The organism is Nocardioides astragali (genome assembly GCF_024436375.1).
Classification (GTDB): domain Bacteria; phylum Actinomycetota; class Actinomycetes; order Propionibacteriales; family Nocardioidaceae; genus Nocardioides; species Nocardioides astragali.
Genome location: NZ_JAFMZM010000003.1, coordinates 736,010 through 754,790, shown reverse-complemented (window position 1 = coordinate 754,790; position 18,781 = coordinate 736,010). Strand labels below are relative to the sequence as shown.

At 71.1% G+C, this 18,781-nt stretch carries 18 protein-coding genes; 10 read left to right on the top strand and 8 right to left on the bottom strand.

The window, feature by feature from the left end; genetic code table 11:
- Both J3P44_RS12785 and J3P44_RS12780 read left to right on the top strand, forming a co-directional pair.
- Positions 1-627: a DUF2461 domain-containing protein gene (locus tag J3P44_RS12785; RefSeq protein WP_255890772.1), complete on the top strand. Its 627-nt coding sequence runs from the start codon at positions 1-3 to the stop codon at positions 625-627.
- Positions 628-716: 89 nt separating this feature from the next.
- Positions 717-1,253, top strand: coding sequence for a hypothetical protein (locus J3P44_RS12780; RefSeq protein ID WP_255890771.1), 537 nt, complete (start codon positions 717-719; stop codon positions 1,251-1,253).
- Between the two features lie 3 nt (positions 1,254-1,256).
- Here the strand turns inward: J3P44_RS12780 and J3P44_RS12775 are convergent, their stop codons facing one another.
- Positions 1,257-1,715: an RrF2 family transcriptional regulator gene (locus J3P44_RS12775; RefSeq protein WP_255890770.1), complete on the bottom strand. Its 459-nt coding sequence runs from the start codon at positions 1,713-1,715 to the stop codon at positions 1,257-1,259.
- An 83-nt stretch (positions 1,716-1,798) separates the two neighbouring features.
- Positions 1,799-2,704, bottom strand: a complete 906-nt coding sequence (locus J3P44_RS12770; RefSeq protein ID WP_255890769.1) for a sulfite exporter TauE/SafE family protein — start codon at positions 2,702-2,704, stop codon at positions 1,799-1,801.
- Between the two features lie 255 nt (positions 2,705-2,959).
- Between J3P44_RS12770 and J3P44_RS12765 the strand changes: the two genes are divergently transcribed.
- The 5 genes from J3P44_RS12765 (at position 2,960) to J3P44_RS12745 (ending at position 8,460) form a co-directional block, all read left to right on the top strand.
- Positions 2,960-4,834 carry an acyl-CoA dehydrogenase gene (locus tag J3P44_RS12765; RefSeq protein WP_255890768.1) on the top strand — a complete coding sequence of 625 codons (1,875 nt, stop codon included), beginning with the start codon at positions 2,960-2,962 and terminating at the stop codon, positions 4,832-4,834.
- 272 nt (positions 4,835-5,106) lie between these two features.
- Complete coding sequence (locus J3P44_RS12760) at positions 5,107-6,000, top strand: ABC transporter ATP-binding protein (protein ID WP_255890767.1); 894 nt, start codon at positions 5,107-5,109, stop codon at positions 5,998-6,000.
- Positions 5,997-6,815 carry an ABC transporter permease gene (locus tag J3P44_RS12755; protein ID WP_255890766.1) on the top strand — a complete coding sequence of 273 codons (819 nt, stop codon included), beginning with the start codon at positions 5,997-5,999 and terminating at the stop codon, positions 6,813-6,815. The genes J3P44_RS12760 and J3P44_RS12755 overlap by 4 nt, the downstream gene beginning before the upstream one ends.
- A complete protein-coding gene (locus J3P44_RS12750; RefSeq protein ID WP_255890765.1) occupies positions 6,812-7,858 on the top strand; it encodes a sensor histidine kinase in 1,047 nt (348 codons plus the stop codon). The genes J3P44_RS12755 and J3P44_RS12750 overlap by 4 nt, the downstream gene beginning before the upstream one ends.
- The gene (locus tag J3P44_RS12745; protein ID WP_255890764.1) at positions 7,855-8,460 is read left to right on the top strand and encodes a response regulator transcription factor; all 606 of its coding nucleotides are present in this window, start codon (positions 7,855-7,857) and stop codon (positions 8,458-8,460) included. The genes J3P44_RS12750 and J3P44_RS12745 overlap by 4 nt, the downstream gene beginning before the upstream one ends.
- 13 nt (positions 8,461-8,473) lie before the next feature.
- Here J3P44_RS12745 and J3P44_RS12740 read toward each other — a convergent pair whose 3' ends face one another.
- Positions 8,474-9,772: a FlgD immunoglobulin-like domain containing protein gene (locus tag J3P44_RS12740; RefSeq protein WP_255890763.1), complete on the bottom strand. Its 1,299-nt coding sequence runs from the start codon at positions 9,770-9,772 to the stop codon at positions 8,474-8,476.
- Positions 9,773-9,869: 97 nt separating this feature from the next.
- Positions 9,870-10,082 carry a DUF6458 family protein gene (locus J3P44_RS12735; protein WP_255890762.1) on the bottom strand — a complete coding sequence of 71 codons (213 nt, stop codon included), beginning with the start codon at positions 10,080-10,082 and terminating at the stop codon, positions 9,870-9,872.
- 172 nt (positions 10,083-10,254) lie between these two features.
- Between J3P44_RS12735 and J3P44_RS12730 the strand changes: the two genes are divergently transcribed.
- A complete protein-coding gene (locus J3P44_RS12730) occupies positions 10,255-11,067 on the top strand; it encodes a maleylpyruvate isomerase family mycothiol-dependent enzyme (RefSeq protein WP_255890761.1) in 813 nt (270 codons plus the stop codon).
- Entirely contained in the window at positions 11,064-11,993 is a 930-nt protein-coding gene (locus J3P44_RS12725; RefSeq protein WP_255890760.1) for an oxidoreductase, read from the top strand. Before J3P44_RS12730 ends, J3P44_RS12725 begins: the two co-directional genes overlap by 4 nt.
- 107 nt (positions 11,994-12,100) lie before the next feature.
- Here J3P44_RS12725 and J3P44_RS12720 read toward each other — a convergent pair whose 3' ends face one another.
- From J3P44_RS12720 to J3P44_RS12705, 4 genes are all read right to left on the bottom strand, one after another.
- Positions 12,101-13,627: a hypothetical protein gene (locus tag J3P44_RS12720; RefSeq protein ID WP_255890759.1), complete on the bottom strand. Its 1,527-nt coding sequence runs from the start codon at positions 13,625-13,627 to the stop codon at positions 12,101-12,103.
- Positions 13,628-13,719: 92 nt separating this feature from the next.
- Entirely contained in the window at positions 13,720-13,977 is a 258-nt protein-coding gene (locus J3P44_RS12715; protein ID WP_255890758.1) for a hypothetical protein, read from the bottom strand.
- 528 nt (positions 13,978-14,505) lie between these two features.
- Positions 14,506-15,744 carry a fatty acid desaturase family protein gene (locus J3P44_RS12710; RefSeq protein ID WP_255890757.1) on the bottom strand — a complete coding sequence of 413 codons (1,239 nt, stop codon included), beginning with the start codon at positions 15,742-15,744 and terminating at the stop codon, positions 14,506-14,508.
- A 70-nt stretch (positions 15,745-15,814) separates the two neighbouring features.
- Entirely contained in the window at positions 15,815-16,933 is a 1,119-nt protein-coding gene (locus tag J3P44_RS12705; protein ID WP_255890756.1) for a ferredoxin reductase, read from the bottom strand.
- A gap of 136 nt (positions 16,934-17,069) precedes the next feature.
- Here J3P44_RS12705 and J3P44_RS12700 point away from each other — a divergent pair, with 136 nt between their 5' ends.
- On the top strand, positions 17,070-18,218 hold the full coding sequence (locus J3P44_RS12700; RefSeq protein WP_255890755.1) for an RsbRD N-terminal domain-containing protein: 1,149 nt from the start codon (positions 17,070-17,072) through the stop codon (positions 18,216-18,218).
- Positions 18,219-18,781: the final 563 nt, after the last annotated feature.

The following is an 18,781-nucleotide window of genomic DNA, read 5'->3' as shown; positions in this document are numbered from 1 at the left end:
GTGAGCTTCACCGGTTTCCCCGTCGCCGCACTCGACTTCTACGACGACCTGGAGATGGACAACTCCAAGTCGTTCTGGGAGGCGCACCGCGACGTCTACAAGGACGCGGTCGAGGCACCGATGAAGGCACTCGTCGCCGCACTCGACCCGGAGTTCGGCACGGCGAAGGTGTTCCGCCCCTATCGCGACGTCCGGTTCGCCAAGGACAAGACGCCCTACAAGACCCACCAGGGCGCCTTCGTGTCAGCGGGCCCGGCGACCGGGTGGTACGTCGAGATCTCCGCCCGCGGCACCCGGGTCGGAGCCGGGTTCTACGAGGCGGGCGGGCCGCACCTGGCCGCGATCCGCGAGGCCATGGCCGACGACAAGACCGGCCAAGCCCTGGACCGGTTGCTCAAGCGGCTGGAGAAGGGCGGCTTCGAGATCGGCGGCGACCAGCTCAAGACCTCGCCGCGCGGCTACGCCGCCGACCACCCCCGCATCCACCTCCTGCGCCACAAGCAGCTCTTCGTCGGTCGCTCGTACGGCTTCGAGGCCGACGCGATCAACGCTGGCCTGGTCGACCGGGTCCGCGCCGACTGGCAGGCCCTGCGTCCGCTGGTCAGCTGGCTGCGCGCCGTCGACTGAACCGACCGTCGGACTGGGGGCCACTGAAGTTCGGCGCGACGACGAGCTGCGTTCACGTCCGCGACGCCCGTCACCGCAAGGCTGGCGCCATGGCCAAGAGACTGTTCCTCCTCCACATCGGCCCCGAGCCGGTGGACGTCTCGGCGATGACCGAGGCACTGGCCCTGGGGCGCGTCGCCGTCCCGGATGCGGACGCGGACACGTTCGCGCACGCCGGGCTCGAGATCCGGCGGAACCACAAGGCCGCCGGGCTCAAGCGCAAGCACGTCGAGGGTGCGTGGGCGGCGATCTGCCGACGGGCCTACAAGACCAGGGCCGACTGCTTCGTCAGCATGCCCGCCTTCTTCGAGGCGACGTCGGAGCAGGTCGCGCTGGCCCTGGACGGGCTGACCGGCTTCCGGGTCGTCCTGGTCGTGACGAGCGGGTTCACGGCCCCGCCGCCGGCGGCGTGGACGTCACTGGTGAAGGAGGGCCGTACGCACGTGCTGCCCGCCAACCTCTCCGACGAGCAGCTCGCGGCCCAGGTCGCGAGGATCGCGCTGATCGAGGAGGAGGGCCGGCTCGACAAGCGCCTCGCCAAGCTCAGCAAGCGGCGCACGCAGGTCGACAAGCGGCTCGCCGCTTGACGATCAGTGCGGCTGCCAGGCGTCGTCGTCCTCGGTGAGGGCGGCGACCCCCTGCGGGAGCTTGCCGTCGGCCAGGTCCTGGATGGAGACCTGCTCGAAGACCATCCGCAGCGAGCTCCGCGCGGCGATCCAGACGTGCTGGAGCACCTGCGCCGAGTCGTCGTACTCGACGGCCTCGGGACGGAGTCCGTAGACGGACACCAGGGGGCCGTCCACAGCGCGGATCACGTCGGCGACGGTGACCGCCTCCGGCTTGCGCGCGAAACGCCAGCCGCCGGACTGGCCCCGCTGGGAGACCACGATGTCGGCGCGCCGCAGGTCGGCGAGGATGGCCTGGAGGAAACCGTGTGGGATCCCCTGGGCCTTGCCGAGCTGCTCGGCACTGACGGTGGTCCCGTCCGTGCGCACCGCGATCTCGATCAGGGCCCGCAGGGCATAGTCGGCTTTGGCGGAAACGCGCATGACTGCAGTTTGTCAGACAAGTCACCAGAGTCACTGGTGGTTGGCCCGCTGTCCGCACGGCGTACGGCGGCGTGCCGGGACTCTCAGGCAGTGGCCATCTCGAGCTCGCGCTCCTCGTCGGCGAGGGCAGCCCTGGAGATGCGCTCCTGCCTGACGGCCCAGACGATGCCGGAGATCCAGAGCACGAAGACGACCGCCGCGGTGCCGGCCACCCCGACGCCCGGGACCCCGACGGCCTCGAGGAGGGTCTTGGAGTTGGTGAGGATGATGAGGCCACCGGCGGCCACGCCGAGGACGCGGGCAGCGAGGTGCTTGACCAGCCAGGCCGCGATCGGCGCCGCGATGACGCCGCCGGCGAGCAGCGCGCCGGCGTAGCCCCAGTTGATGTTGGCGGCGCCGAGGCCGAGGAGGAAGCCGAGCGAGCCACCGACGGCCACGACGAACTCGGAGGTGTCGATCGAGCCGACGACCTTGCGCGGCTCGAGGCGACCGCTGGAGAGCAGCGAGGTCGTGCCGACCGGGCCCCAGCCGCCGCCACCGACAGCGTCGAGGCAGCCTGCGATGAGGCCCATCGGAGCGAGGAAGCGGGCCGAGGGGCGGGCCTTGAAGGTGGGGCGCGCGCCGCCGAGGCGCAGGAAGCGGTAGACCACGTAGACGCCGAGGCTCAGCAGGATGACCGCCACGATCGGCTTGGCCACGGCGCCGTCGAGGTTGGAGAGCAGCGTCGCGCCGATGAAGGCGCCGACGAACCCGGGCACCGCCAGGATCGAGACGGTGCGCCAGTCGACGTTGCCGAGCTTGTGGTGCGAGAAGCCGGAGACCACCGATGTCCCGATCTCGGAGAAGTGGACCGCGGCCGACGCGGCGGCAGGAGCGACGCCGACGGCGAGCAGGAGGGTCGAGGACGTCACGCCGTAGGCCATGCCCAGGGATCCGTCGATGAGCTGGGCGATGAGGCCCACGACGCCGAGAACGATGAGCTTGCGCATGCGCAGGCTCCTTTCAGGTCTGGTCAGTGGTCTAGGTCGAGCGACTCTGGTTTGTCAGGTGAAAGAGTAGACATACATAGCGTGCTAGACAAACCCGGCAGCCCGGTGGGCGCGTCCGACACCCGTCTGCAACCACCTGTGACCCGCGACATCGGGGGTTCGTGTTGCGTGAGGCGCGGTAGCGAGGCATGATTTGTTACTGGCGAGTAGATTGCTCCCTCGCCCCCAGACCGCGACACGGAACAGGTGGAAGCTGTGAGCCACTACAAGACCAACCTCCGCGACATCGAGTTCAACCTCTTCGAGGTGCTCGGACGGGACGAGGTGCTCGGCACCGGCCCCTTCGGCGAGATCGACGGCGAGAGCGCCCGCGAGATCCTGCGCGAGGTGGAGCGTCTCTCCCGCGAGGACCTCGCCGCGTCGTACGAGGACAGTGACCGCAACCCGCCGGTCTTCGACCCCGCCACGCACACCGCTCCGGTGCCGGAGTCGTTCAAGAAGAGCTACCAGGCGTGGATGGACTCCGAGTTCTGGCGCCTGCAGGTCTTCGAGGAGATGGGCGGCACTCCCGCCCCCTCGTCGCTGATCTGGGCGATCGGCGAGATGGTGCTCGGCGCCAACGCACCGGTGTGGATGTACGCCGCCGGCCCTGCGTTCGCCAACGTCGTCCACCGCAACGGCAACGACCGCGACAAGCATGTCGCGCAGCTCATGGTCGACCGCCAGTGGGGTTGCACGATGGTCCTCACCGAGCCCGACGCCGGCTCTGACGTGGGCGCCGGCCGCGCCAAGGCCGTCCCCAACGAGGACGGCTCGTGGAACATCACCGGCGTCAAGCGCTTCATCACCAGCGCCGAGCACGACATGAGCGAGAACATCATGCACCTCGTCCTCGCGCGCCCCGAGGGCGTCGAGGGTGTCGGCGGACCGGGCACCAAGGGCCTCTCCCTGTTCTGGATGCCGCGCGACCACTTCGACCACGAGACCGGTGAGCTGACCGGCGAGCGCAACGGCGTCTACGTCACCAACGTCGAGCACAAGATGGGCATCAAGGTCTCGAACACCTGCGAGGTCACCTTCGGCGACCCGCAGGTCGGAGGGGGCGAGCCCGCCAAGGGCTGGCTGCTCGGCGAGGTCCACGACGGCATCGCGCAGATGTTCCAGGTCATCGAGAACGCCCGGATGATGGTCGGCACCAAGGCCATCGCCACGCTCTCCACGGGCTACCTCAACGCCCTCGACTACGCCAAGGAGCGGATCCAGGGCGCCGACCTCACCCAGGCCGCCGACAAGACCGCGCCGCGCGTGACCATCACGCACCACCCCGACGTACGCCGCTCGCTGATGACGCAGAAGGCGTTCGCCGAGGCGATGCGCGCTCTCGTGCTCTACACCGCGACCTGGCAGGACCAGGTCATGGTCGCCGAGCACGCGGGCACGGCCGACTCCGACGAGGCCCGGCTCGCTGCCGCGGTCAACGACCTGCTGCTCCCGATCGTCAAGGGCTACGGCTCCGAGCGCTCGTGGGTCCTGCTGGGCACCGAGTCGCTGCAGACGTTCGGCGGGTCGGGCTTCCTGCAGGAGTACCCGATCGAGCAGTACGTCCGCGACGCCAAGATCGACACCCTCTACGAGGGCACGACCGCGATCCAGGGCCAGGACTTCTTCTTCCGCAAGATCGTCAAGGACCAGGGCCGCGCGCTGGGCCACCTCGCGAAGGAGATCGAGGGCTTCATCGCCGCCGAGGCCGGCAACGGTCGCCTCAAGAACGAGCGGGCCCTGCTCGCCACCGCGCTCGAGGACGCCAACGCCATCGTCGGTCACATGATCAACGACCTGATGTCCTCCCAGGATGAGCTGCGCAACATCTACAAGGTCGGGCTCAACACCTCCCGCCTGCTGATGGTGCTCGGCGACGTGGTCTGCGGCTGGCTGCTGCTGCGCCAGGCGGAGGTCGCGCTGACCAAGCTGGCTGGCGAGGTGTCGGACAAGGACAAGGCGTTCTACGAGGGCAAGGTGATGGCCGCGCAGTTCTTCGCGCAGACCAACCTGCCGAAGATCAGCGCCGAGCGCGCGATCGCCGAGGCGATCGACCTCGACCTGATGGACATGGACGAGTCCTCCTTCTGATCGTGGGGCGGCAGGTCGTCCCTGCCGCTGCTTCACCATGGGATGTCGCTCGATGGGCACTTCCCCCGGTCAATTGACAGGGGGAAGTGCCCATTCGTCTGCATACCGTGATCAAGCAGCGTCGACGTGGCTCGATGACAGGTGTCACGGCGAGCTCGTGACAACTCCCCCCGGGACCGGGCGGCGTACGCGGTGAGGCTGGAGCCGTGAACACCCCACGACGTTCTTCTCCTCCGCTGCGCTCCCCCGAACAACGCCGCGGGGACCCCGTCATGAGCGACACCGTCCCCACTCCTGCCATCCACGCCACCGGGCTGCGCAAGCAGTTCCGCCAGGGCGATGGCACCCCCGTCGTCGCAGTGGACGACGTCGACCTCACCATCCGCCCGGGCGAGATCGTCGCCTTCCTCGGACCCAACGGCGCCGGCAAGACCACGACCGTCGACATGCTGCTCGGGCTGACCCGCCCCGACGCCGGGACCGTCGAGGTGTACGGCATGGAGCCGGGCGCCGCGGTCCGTGCGGGCCGCGTCTCCGCGGTCATGCAGACCGGCGGACTGCTCAACGACTTCACCGTCGAGGAGACGGTCCGCGCGATCGCAGCCCTCCACGGACGGGCCGACCGGGTCGAGACGGTGCTCGAGCGCGCGCGGCTGACCGGGATCGCGCGACGCCGCGTCGAGGCGTGCTCGGGTGGCGAGCAGCAGCGGCTGAAGTTCGCTCTGGCGCTGGTGCCAGACCCGGACCTGGTGATCCTCGACGAGCCCACGACCGGCATGGACGTCGCGACCCGCCAGGAGTTCTGGCAGGCCATGCGCGCCGACGCGGCGCTCGGTCGCACCATCGTCTTCGCCACCCACTACCTCGCGGAGGCCGACGAGTTCGCCGAGCGGACCGTCCTGATGAACCGCGGCCGGATCGTGCACGACGCCGCCACCAGCGACGTACGAGCAGCCTACGGCGGACGCACCGTCACCTTCCGGCCGCCGGCCGGCGTCGTCGCGTCCGGCGGCATCGACAGCGCCTGGCTGGCCCGGGTGCGCGAGGCCCTGGAGCCGCTCGGCGTCACCGACCTGGAGGTCTCCGCCGCCAGCCTGGAGGCCGCCTTCCTCGCGCTGACCGCCGAGTCCCCGCAGGCTCCCGAGCTGGTGGGAGTGGCCCGATGAGCGCCACCGCGAGCACGACCGGGAGCAGTCGGGTCCGCACGGCCCCCGACGAGGACGTACGACCCGCGCCGCGGCCGGCGATGCTGACCTACGCCCGGCTGGACCTGCGGCGTCAGCTGCGCGACCGGTTCGGCATGTTCTTCGTGGTCGGTCTGCCGACCTTCATGTACCTCGTCTTCGGCTTAGGCTCCGAGGACGCGGTCGGCAGCGGCAACGTCGCGATGTACGTGATGATCTCGATGGGCGCCTACGGCGCCGTCACCGCGACCACCAGCGTCGCCGGCAGCGCGGCGACCGAGCAGGTCATGGGCTGGGGCCGGCAGCTCGGACTGACGCCGATGCGCCCCCTGGCCTTCGTGACGGCCAAGGCCGCGGTTGCGATGGCCGTGGCGGCGGTGCCGGTGACGCTGATCTTCGCCATCGGCGCAGCCACCGGCGCTCGCGGCGACAGGACGGACTGGACGCTGGCGGCAATGCTCGTGTGGCTCGGGTCGGCGCTCTTCGCCATCTACGGCCTGGCGGTCTGCCTGGTGTTCCGCGGCACCAACGCGCCTGGCATCGCGTCCGGGATGATCGTGGTGATGGCCTTCCTGGGCAACGTGTTCACCCCGCTGGACGGCCTGATGCTCGACATCGGGCGCCTGACGCCCCTCTACGGCTACGCCGCGCTGGCCCGCTTCCCGCTAACCGACGGCTGGTTGCCGCTCGGCGGACGTGACCCGCTGTGGCTGCCAGTCGCTAACGTGCTCGTGTGGACCGTCATCTTCTCCCTGCTGGCGCTGTGGGGCGTACGACGGAGCCGGTCTCGGACATGACGGCCGAGCAGATCCCGACGAACCCCTGGGAGAAGTGGGGCTGGGCGTTCGCGGCGATCTGGCTGGTCTTCCTGGTCTATCCGGTCATCGCGGTCGTCGAGGCCGACGTCTCGATGGTCGTGAAGATCCTGAGCCTGCTGTGCATCCTCGGATTCGCCGTGGCCAACGTGCTGGGCTACGCCCGCCGCGGCCGGGTCTGGTTCTACTTGGCCGCCATGGTCGTCCTCGCTCTCGCCACGGTGCCGGTGCTCGGCATGGGAGTGATCTCTTACACCCCCTACCTCGCCATGCTGTCGGCGCTCGAGCTGCCCGCGCCGGCCTGGAAGTGGGCGGTGGGCCTCTGGGGCGTCACACCGATGGTCTCGCTGCTGGGCATCGACGGGTTCCCGCCCTACTTCTTCCTGATGGTGTGGCCCGTGATGCTCGGTGGGGTGATGCTCCGCATCTTCGGCGAGCGCGAGCACATGGCCCACGAGGCCCAGCACCGGTTCGCCGTGGTCGCCGAGCGCGAGCGGGTCGCGCGCGACGTGCACGACGTCCTCGGCCACTCGCTCACGGCCCTGTCCGTGAAGGCCGAGCTGGCCGCCCGGCTCGTCGACGTCGACCCGGTGCGGGCCAGGGCGGAGCTGGAGTCGATCCAGGCGACCGCCCGCCAGGCCCTGGCCGAGGTGCGCGCGACGGTCGGTGGCCTGCGGGCCGGCAACCTCGAGGCCGAGCTCGCGGCCGCGCCGCTCGTGCTGGCCGACGCCGGTGTCACCACCGAGGTCGTCGGCACCGTGGCCGACACCGACCCGCGCCACCGGGCGCTGCTGGCCTGGGTGCTGCGGGAGTCGGTCACCAACGTCGTACGGCATGCGCAAGCGGCCTCCGTGGTCATCGAGCTCGACCCCCGCGGCATCACCGTCACCGACGACGGCACGGGCGTCACGGGCCCCGAGGGCAACGGGCTGCGCGGGATGCGCGAGCGGGTCAGTGGCGCCGGTGGGACGATCGAGGTCACCCCGGCCACGCCGGGGACGCGTGTGCGGGTGGGTCTCCCATGATCAGGCTGCTGCTGGCCGACGACCAGGCCCTCGTACGCGGCGCGCTGGCCGCCCTGCTCGACCTCGAGTCGGACCTCGAGGTCGTCGCCCAGGTGGGCCGGGGCGACGAGGTGGTCGAGGCAGCCCGCGCCTCGGGCGCCGAAGTGTGCTTGCTCGACATCGAGATGCCGGGCCTCAACGGCATCGACGCCGCGGCCGCGCTGCGGCGCGAGCTGCCGGGCACCCGCTCGCTGATCGTGACGACGTTCGGCCGGCCGGGCTACGTCCGCAGGGCGATCGAAGCCGGCGCCTCCGGGTTCGTCGTCAAGGACACCCCGTCGCGGCAGCTCGCCGACGCCGTACGACGAGTGCACGCCGGCCTGCGGGTGATCGACCCTGACCTGGCCGCGGAGTCGCTCATCGACGGCCCGAGCCCGCTCACCGGTCGCGAGCGGGAGCTGCTGACGTACGCCCTTGACGGGTCACCGGTGGCCACGATCGCCGCGCGCGTGCACCTCTCCGAGGGGACGGTGCGCAACCACCTGTCGGCCGCGATCGGGAAGACCGGCGCGACCACCCGCAGCGAGGCGGCCAGGATCGCGCAGGACCGTGGCTGGCTGTGAGCCCTCAGCCCCTTCAGTCCTCGATCGCGAGGTAGCGGACGTCGACGGTGAAGGTGGCGACGTCCACGGAGTCGGTGCCCGTCGTGGCGAAGGACCAGACGGCGGCCGGGTCGCGCTGCGGGAGCGGGTAGCTCCGATCGAGGCCCTCGCCCCAAGCGGGATCCTCGACCCAGCCCGACTGACCGGCGGTGCCGACCACCGTGGAGCTGCCGTCCAGGCCCGCGACGCGCAGGGTCCCGGTGTCGGACTCCCCCGCCGTGGTGGGTGCGCCCACGAAGGCCACGCGGACGGCGGCCAGCCCCCGCACGCCCGTGGCCTCGGGGATCTCCAGCAGGTGAAGGGACGCGGCCGTGCTGCCGTAGCCCTCGGGCGGTGCGCAGACCTTCGATCGGTAGCTCAGCCCGCCGGCGTACAGCGTGCTCGGGACCACGTCGCCGCAGTCGGGGTACTCCCCGACCCCACAGTCGTTGGCGGCCGACCATTCGCACGAATGCGACCGCGACCCGTCGGGAGCGACCGTCGTGGTCGCCTCGCGCCACACCAACCGGTCGGCTGACACCCAGATCTTCAGCTTGTCGGACCGCCCCCTGTTTCCGACGAGGTCCGCGCCGGTCACGACGGCCGTGTAGCGGCCCTTCGGCAGTGGCTTGCCGCCACGCACCGCCGCCCACGAGACGGTCCGCCCGACGTAGAACGTGCCGCCGGCGGTGATGATCCGCTCGTCCACGTCCGCCCGACGGACCACGCGGCCGCGGTCGTTGCGGATGACGAGCTCGAGGAAGGCGACCTCGCCCTCGTGGGCGACTGCGCGCAGGTCGATCACGTCGGCGACGACCCTCGTGCGGGGGAAGACGCGCGCGACGGCTCGCCGGCCGGCGCCGAAGGTGGGCGTCGTCAGCTCGGGCTTGAAGCTGCTGTCGAGCCGGGCCTCCGCCGAGGCGACAGGGCCGGGGTGGCCGGCCGGGTCGGCGTCGTACATCCGGATGACGTAGCCCTTGTCCGGCAGCTCCCTGCCCGACTGGTTGCGGCCGTCCCAGGTCCACACGTGCGTGCCGCGGGGCTGCACGCCCAGGTCGACGGTGCGGTGCACGCGTTGGGTGCCGTCGCCGCTGATCGCCAGGTACACGTGCGTCCGGCGAGGAAGCGTGTAGCGGACCCGGAGGCCGTCCTTGGTCCCGTCACCGTTGGGCGAGAACGTGGCGGGTGCGCTGAGCGCGTAGTCGGCAGGAGCGGCCGACGAGGGCACCACAGTGAGCGCGGGCGTCGCGAGCAGCACGAGACCGATGACGATCCGGACGAGACGAGAGAACACGAGACTTCCTCCAGCGAGACGGCGGCACCGAGCGCGCCGGACGCAGGATAGATGCGGGCGGGGCGCCGAAAGTTGTCCCGGCGCCTCGCCCGATGCCTCACATCTCGCGGCGCTCCTCCACGTGCGTCGTCTTCGACCGCTGGTTGTTCATCACCAGTCCGAGCACGAGAGCGAGGACCCCGGCGATGACGAAGATCCATCCCACCGTGATGGGCTCCACGACCTCCTGGACGGAGGCGGGGAACTCGTTGATGGCGAAGAGGAGGATCAGGCCGATGACGAGCAGCACGATGCCGATTCCGATACCCATGACGACTCCTTCGTGCGGTGGGCGCGGCCGGCTCGGGGTCCGGCCGTCCCTTTCAGCGTATGGCTGTGCGACCCGGATTCCGAGCGGCCGTCACCCATGTGGGTGACCACCCGTGCCGCGGGACCAGCGCGAGGGCGGTACGTCAGTGAGGGTGGCCCTACGCTCTAGCCCCATGACCGATGCGGACCGGTTGAGCGCCCTCGTCGCCGTGTGGTGGGAGGCGGTCGACTCCTTCACCCACCTGCTCGAGCACGTCGGCGACGACCAGTGGCCCACACCGACCGACCTGCCCGGATGGGACGTCCATGCCGTGGCGGCGCACACCGCCCACCTCGAGGCGCTGCTCGCGGGCCGGTCCCACGACGACATCGAGGTCGGCGACGCGCCCCACGCCCGCGGGATGATGGGGAAGTTCACCGAGCAGGGCGTGGTGGCCCGCCGCCACGAGTCGCCCGACGCGCTGATCACGGAGATCCGCGAGTCGACCACGGCCCGCCACACCCAGCTGCTCGCCGAGCCTCCGTCGGACCCGGCGACGCCCGCCCCTGGTGTGTTCGGCGCGATCGGCTGGACCACCGGGCGGCTCCTGCGCAACCGTCCGCTGGACGTGTGGATGCACGAGCAGGACATCCGCCGCGCGCTCCACATGCCGGGCAACCTCGACTCCGCGCCCGCAGTGCACGCAGCCGACTACCTCCTGGAGAGCCTGCCCTTCATCGTCGGCAAGCGCGCGCAGGCACCGGCCGGCAGCGTCGTACGCGTCGAGGTGGCGGGACACCCCCCGGCGACAGCCGTGGTCGGCGACGACGGACGCGGTCGCACCGGCACGCCGGACGACGAGCCGACGGTGACCCTGGCCATGGAACGCGAGACGTTCATCGTGCTCGCAGGGGGACGCCGGCCGGCCGCCCCGGGCGAGGCACAGGTGTCGGGCGACGTCGAGCTGGGCGAGCGCGTCCTCGCCGCCATGGCGGTCACCCCGTGAGCACGACAGCCTGGACGACCGACGACATCGGTGACCTGGGTGGCCGGACCGCGGTGGTCACCGGGCCGACCTTGGGTGGACTCGGGTTCCACACCGCGCTCGAGCTCGCCCGGCACGGGGCGCGAGTCGCCCTCGCCGGACGTACGCCGTCCAAGCTCGAGGCTGCCGCCGACGCGATCGGCGCCGAGGTGCCCGATGCCTCGGTCGACACCCTCGTGCTGGACCTCGCCGACCTGGCCTCGGTGCGCGCGGCGGCCGAGGCGGCGGGCGAGCTCGGGCCGATCCACCTGCTGGTCAACAACGCCGGCATCATGGCCAGCCCGTTCCACCGGACCGTCGACGGCCTGGAGTCGCAGATGGCGACCAACCACTTCGGCCCCTTCCTCCTCACCGGCCTGCTGCTCGACCAGCTGGTCGCCTCGGGCGAGGGCCGGGTGGTCACCCTGTCCTCGCAGATGCACCGGGTGGCGCGGTCCGCGCCGCTCGGTGACCCACGCTCGCGGCGGCGCTACCGCCGCTGGATGGTCTACAGCCAGACCAAGCTCGCCAACCTGATCTTCACGTTCGAGCTCGACCGACGGCTGCGCAGGGCAGGGCTGCCCGTGATCGCGCTCGCCGCCCACCCCGGTCTGGCCGGCACCCACCTCGCCGTCAACGGCCAGCTCGGCAGCACGGAGGGACGCCGGGCGGCGATCCTGGACGCAGCCGTCAAGGCGGTCGCTCAGACGGCGGCCGCCGGCGCCTGGCCGGTCCTCATGGCCGCCACCGCCGACCTGCCGGGTGGGACGTACGTCGGCCCTGGCGGCCCCGGGCAGGCCAGTGGCCGTCCCCGCATCGTCGGCACCGCGCCGCTCGCGCGCGACGAGATGGCGCAGCGCCGGCTGTGGGAGACCAGCGAGGCGACCGTCGGGCTGAGCTGGCCCTAGCGCCGACCTGGCCTGCCGGCCGGGCCGGGTATCTAGGGACGTTCTGGTAGGTCGCAGCCCCGTCCGTACGACCAGAACATCCCTAGATACCGGGCGGAGGGGCGGATTCATCGCCGGTCGCGGACCCGCACCAGTCCTGCCATCGTGCCGATCCAGGCCGACCCGTCCGGCCCGAGGGCGATCTCGGAGTGGTCGCTGCCGGCGTGGAGACCGGTGCCGGTGCGCACGCTCCACATGCTCCGCCCGGACTCGACGTCGATGGCCGTGAGGTACCACGCGCTCACCCCCAGCAGCGACGGTCGCTTGGTCCACGCATAGACCAGACCGAGGGGCCAGCTCGCCGTCACGCCCGAGCTCGGGGAGACCGCCTCGCTGGTCCAGCGCTCGACGCAGGCTCCGTCGACGAGGTCGACCCGGGCGATACCAGGACTGCTCGTGAAGCCGAGCAGGGTGCTGCGTGGCGAGGAGTAGTCGTGGTTGTTGGTCACCACCACCCCGGAGCCCAGCGACGCCAGCGAGCTGTCGGTGGAGCTCTCGCCCTCCTCGAAGACGGGCTGGCGGCAGATCACCTGCCCTCCGTCGCGCGACACGAACAGCACGCCCGTCCGCCCGTCGACCGAGTCGGTGATCGCCACGGCACCGCGGTCGAGGAGGACCGGGGCCGAGCCGCTGGTGCCGTCGTACGCCGTGCGCCAGGTGGCCTGCGGCGACCCGTCCGGACCGGCGACGAGCCGGTGGAGCGATGCGTCCGTGACGACGTACACGCCTCCTGCCTCGTCCGTCGCGAAGCCCCGGCGGACGTCCTCGCCGAGGTCGACGACCTGCACTCCGCCGGAGTCGGGGGCGGGGTGGGGGTCGGAAGGGATGGTGCCGACGAGTCCCTGCTGCGAGGCCCACCAGATCCGCCCGGACCAGTCCGGGGCCAACGCCACGAGGCAGTCGCCGTGGGGGATGTAGGGCTTGAGGTCCCAGGTCGTGTCGGTCGCGAACCCGGCCGCCCCGGTCGCCGTAGCGGTGCGGACCGCGAGGACCTGGCGGTCGGTCGTGGCCACCACCACCCGACCGGTCTCGTCGAGGTAGAAGGCCTCGCCCGTGCACGACGAGCCGTCCACCCGGTCCGGCAGGTCCCGGGTCGTCGTCGGGCGCATCGTGTCGGCGTCGACCAGGCGGAGGCTGGGGCCCGACCGGTCCGTGCAGAGCGCGACCAGACGGTCGTCCGAGATGAGCTCGAGGTGGCCGCAGCGCTGGCTGCCCAGCCAGGCGGTCTCCACCTCGGGCTGCAAGCCGAGCGGCCCGGTGCGCGCCGACGGCGAACCGGGTGCGAGGTGGGGGTGCTGCGTCACCTCGGCGAGCGCCACCGGATGCGGACTCGCTGGCCGACCGACGTACGACGGTCCGGCCCAGACGCCCGGCGCGGGCGGGATCGGGAGCCAGCCGTCGGGCACGACGAGGACGAGGGCGACCAGTGCCGTGAGCGCGCCCGCCATCCAGCCGGCGACGCGGCGACTGACATGGATGCGGTCCTGCACCCACCAGCGGATCCGCGGCACGCACAGGGCCGCGGCGGCGGCGACGAGGACGGCCGGTCCCCAGGCAATCCAGAGAAGCAGGAGCGCACCGACCAGCCAGACCACCGGGCGACTCTAGGCGAGCACTCCGCTTGGTCCGGGGAGGCGCAGCGACGACAGCCCCCGCGCTGCGCCACCCCGGTGATCAGTCCCCGACGTCAGTCCAGGGCAATCCGCGGATGCGGAGCCGTGAGCGTCAGGTCGGCGAAGGCGCCGTGGCCGTCACCGGTGCGCAGGAAGACGCGCGAGCGCCGTGGAACCGGTACGCGCGTCGCCCGGCTCGTGCTGATCGGCACCGGCTCCGCCTCGTGATCGGGCACGTGCTCGCGACCGCCGACGAGCCCGCCCGTGAAGTGCTCGAGGTCCTTGAGCCGACCCGCGAGGTTCGACGGCTGGTCGTCCATGTGACGCTTCATCGGCGGATCTCCTTCCCCCCAAAGTGGCGGGCCCCCACGGTCCGCCTGACAACAGGCTAGGAGCGCCAGGAGCGGCCGGAGGGCACTAGGAGAAGCCTTCGGAAACTCTTCGGGAGACGGTCCAGACCAGAGGACCGTCTCCCGCAGGACACCCGGTGAGGCCTTGACAGTGGCCGTCACTTGACCGAGCTCGTTGCCAACCACCTGCCAGGCGGTCGTCCCCTTCTCAGGCAGCCGGCTTGTGCGCCGGTGACTCGCTGTCCACGGACCCACGCGGCCGCGGCAGCAGCGGCCGGGACCTCTCTGCACACGGCGCGTTCGCCGCGTCCTCCACGGAGATCTCCCCCACCGAGCCGATGCGGATCATCGGATCGCCCCCTTCGTCTTGGTGCGTGTGCTCATCTGCTCCCCACGTCCTCCAGCTGTTGCCATCAAGGATGCACGGTCGGGCGTCCTGATACATCCGTAGGACTACGGTCGTCCAGACCAGTTCGTCGCGGGCTTCGAGCTGGATTGGTCAAGACGGGCTCAGGCGGCGGCCGCCCGGGACTCGCTCTCGAGCTTGCGGCCCAGCAGGCGACGCGTACGACGGTCACCGGTGGCCATCTTGTAGAGGATGGCGAGCTGCTGGGGAGCGTTCTTGGCGTTGGTCGTGGCGAGCCACCCGTTGGGGAGCGACAGGCGTACGACCTTGTGCCAGGCCGAGTAGACCTGCGGCACCAGCGGCCGCGCGCAGTAGGTGAGGTCGTACTTGTCGAAGAGTGCCTGCACCTTGGGCGCGATCTCCGCGTAGCGGTTGGACGGCAGGTCGGGGAAGAGGTGGTGCTCGATCTGGTGGGAAAGGTTGCCCGACATCAGGTGGAGGGCCTTCGAGCCGGAGATGTTGGCCGAGCCGAGCATCTGGCGGACGTACCACTCACCCTTGGTCTCGCCCTCGATCGATCGCTTCTCGAAGGTCTCGACGCCCTCGGGGAAGTGGCCGCACAGGATGATCGAGTTGGACCAGAGGTTGCGCACGACGTTGGCGGTGAAGTTGGCCGCGAGCGTCGGGAGGAACGAGCCGGTCGGGATCGACAGCGCGGGGTGGACGACGTAGTCCTTGGTCACCTGCCTGCGGATCTTGCCCAGCACCTGCTTGGCGCGACGACGGAAGTCGGGGTCCTTGGTCTGCTTCTTCTTGACCACGGCGCCGAGGTCGAGGTCGTAGGCCGCGATGCCGTACTCGAAGAACACGGCGTTGATGAAGCACCACACCGGCTGACCGAGGTGCATGGGCGCCCAGGTCTGGTCCTCGTCGACGCGCATGATGCCGTAGCCGAGGTCGTTGTCCTTGCCGATGACGTTGGTGTAGGTGTGGTGGACCTCGTTGTGGCTGTGCTTCCACTGATCGGCGGGCGAGGCCATGTCCCACTCCCACACGCTGGAGTGGATCTTGGGGTCGCGCATCCAGTCCCACTGGCCGTGGAGGATGTTGTGGCCGATCTCCATGTTGTCGAGGATCTTGGAGACGCTCAGCCCGAGCGTGCCGAGCACCCACGCGGGCGGGAAGGCGCTGAACAGCAGCACCGCGCGCGAGGCGAGCTCGAGCTTGCGCTGGGTGTCGATGACGCGCCGGATGTAGGCCGCGTCGCTCGCGCCGCGGTCGTCGAGGACGTCCTGGCGGATGGCGTCGAGCTCGATGCCGATCTGCTCGATGTCGGCCTCGGTGAGGTGCGCGATCGGGTTGGTCTGGCCGGGGAGGGCGGACTTCTTCTGGATCGTGGTCATGGGGTTCCTTCCGTTGGCGGGCCGAGGAGGTCGCTCTGCGACCGTCACGAGACCGATCAGTGGGATGAGGTCAGTGGTCGATGTGGCACGGGCCGGCGGCGGCGTTGATGCACGTCTGCACCTTCACGTCGCCGCTCTCGCCGGGGACAGCGGTGGTGATGGCGCCGTTGCGCAGGTCGCGGACGCTGCCCTCGCGCAGCGGCAGGACACAGCCCATGCAGATGCCCATGCGGCACCCGCTCGGCATCAGCACGCCAGCCTCCTCGGCGGCGTCGAGGATCGGCGTGGCGCCGTCGGCGTCCACGATGGTGCCGGAGGTGAAGCTCACGGTGCCGCCGTCGCCCGGCTCGACGCGGGCGGTGCGGAACTGCTCGGTCGTCAGGCTGATGCCGGCCGCCTCGTGGTGGGCCGCCAAGGCGTCGAGCAGGCCGCCCGGGCCGCAGGCGAGGGTCCTGCGCTCGGCCAGGTCGGGCACCAGGTCGGCCAGGTCGTCGACGTCGAGGACGCCGTGCTCGTCGTCGTACCTCGCGACGAGCCGGATGGCACCCGCGGCGTGGAGGGCCTCGAGGTCGCGGATGAAGATGGAGTGCGGGTGGCTGGGGGCGACGTGGACCACGACGATGTCGTGCTGCGCGCTGCGGGCCGGGCGCAGCACGCCGTCGTCGGTGCTGGGGAAGAGGTTGCGCAGCATGCCGATGACGGGCGTGATGCCCGAGCCGGCGGTGACCATGAGGAACTTGCCACCCTCGGGCGGGAGGACGAACTCGCCCGCGGCCTGCTCCAGGTGCACCATCGTGCCGGGCTCGGCCCGGTGGACGAGGTGGTTGCTGACGAGCCCGTCGGGCACGGCCTTGACGGTGATCGAGATGCGGCCGTCGCGGCGCGGGCCGTGGGTCAGCGAGTAGGCGCGCCACTGGCGTACGCCGTCGACGTCGATGCCGATGCGCAGGTACTGGCCCGGCACGTGGCCGGCCCAGTCGGCGCCCGGGCGGATCACGATGGTGGCCGCGTCGGCGGTCTCGGGGTGGACCGCCTCGATCCGGCCGCGCAGGTCGGCGCCGGAGCGCAGCGGGGCGAACAGGTCCATGAAGTCGGCCGGGAGCAGCGGCGTCGTGGCAGCCTCAGCGACCCGGACCAGCTGGTCCCGGAGGCGGGTGCCGCGCACGGGCGGCTCGAGAGTCGTGCTCATGTATCAAATGTCGCTGACGGGGGCGGGATGTTCCTGCCCTGCGCACGTGAATCCGGGGTAGTCTGATTGTTCGCAGCGAACAAAACAGACCCCAGGAGTCACGATGGCACCTCGTGGTGTGCCCCGGAGCACACAAATGCCGACGGTCGTCGGTCTCGACCCGGCGGTCGCGGAGGCCCTCCGTGCGCGTCTGGCCGAGGTCGCGGACAGCGCCGTCGTGAGCATCATCGAGGAGGTGCCCAGCTATGCCGGCGCCTGGAGCGGGCGGATGGGCGAGGTCATCCGCAACGCGGTGCAGCTCGCCCTCGGCGGGTTCCTGACCCTCGCCACCCGCCAGGACGCCGACGCCCCCAAGGCACCCGCCATCGAGGGCGCCTACCAGCTCGGCCGCGGCGAGGCGCGCAACGGCCGCACGGTCGAGGCGCTGCTCGCCGCCTACCGGATCGGCGCCCGTGCGTCCTGGCGGGACATGGCCGACGCGGCCGTCGAGGCAGGGGTCGACGCGAGCCAGCTGGCCCGCTTCGCCGAGCTGGTCTTCGCCTACATCGACGAGCTCTCGGCGGCCTCCGTGGCCGGCCACACCGACGAGCTCGAGAGCAGCGGACGCGTCCGGCAGCGCAACCTCGAGCGCCTGGCCCGCGCGCTGCTGACCGGCGCCCCGGCCGACGCGATCAACGCCGCGGCCCAGCGAGCCGGCTGGGAGCCGCCCGGGGCCCTGACCGCGGTGATCCTCCCGGAGTCGCAGGTCTCGCACGCCTTCACCGCCCTCGACCCCGGCACCCTGCAACCCACGGACGACGTGCCCGGCCTCCCAGAAGGCCTTGCCTCGTTGCTGGTGCCCACCACCGGTTCGGCGACCTCACGTCGTACGGTGCTGCGCGCGCTGCGCGGCACCGACGCCGTCGTCGGCCCGAGCACGACGTGGCTCGACGCATCCGGTTCCCACCGGCGCGCGCTGAGGTGCGCCGCCCTCGGGCTGGAGGGGCTGGTCGACTCCGACGACCACCTGGCCGCGCTGGTCCTGGGCGCCGACAGCGAGGCCCGCGCGGACCTGCGTGCCCGTGTGCTCGCACCCTTGGCCGACCTGCGCCCGTCGACGGCCGAGAAGCTCACCGACACCCTGCGCAGTTGGCTGCTCCACCACGGCCGCCGCGACGCCGTCGCCGAGGAGCTCTTCGTGCATGCGCAGACCGTGCGCTACCGCGTCGGCCAGCTCCGCGAGGTCTACGGCGACAGGCTGGAGGACCCGGCTTTCGTGCTGGACGCGACGCTGGCGCTCGCGTAGCCGGTCGGTCACCCCGCCATCGCCGGACCGTCCCCATAACGACCCCCACGGGATCGAAACACTGGTTGACTACCCTCGCTCGTCCAAGCGGGCAGGTAGGGGGAATCGTGTCCAGGTGGATGAAGGTGTGCGTGCTCGTCGCGCTTTGCACCGCCGGCCAGCCGCCCGTCATGGCGACGGCGGCGACCCCCGGGGCTGCGAGTGCCACCGCCAGCGCTCAGGACGTGAATCCCGGCTATGGCTGCGCCGACACTCTCGTGACCTACTCGGTGAGCCTGCCGCCCGAGGCCACCAGCTGGATCCTCGGCATCCGCGCCACCTCCGAGAGTGCGGTCTCCAGCTGGACCTACTTCGACAGCGCGAGCGGTGACCCGCTTGCCGGTCAGGGCAGCATGCAGATCTGCAGTGAGGGCGAGCGCGAGGAGCGGACGCTGACCTGGAAGGTGGACTGGACGTACGTCGACCAAGGCGACCGGATCCACACCAGCGACTCCGGCACCGGCACGACCTTCGTGGTCAACGCCGTGAGTGCACCGAGTCCGTTCGCCTGCCCGGAGTGCGAC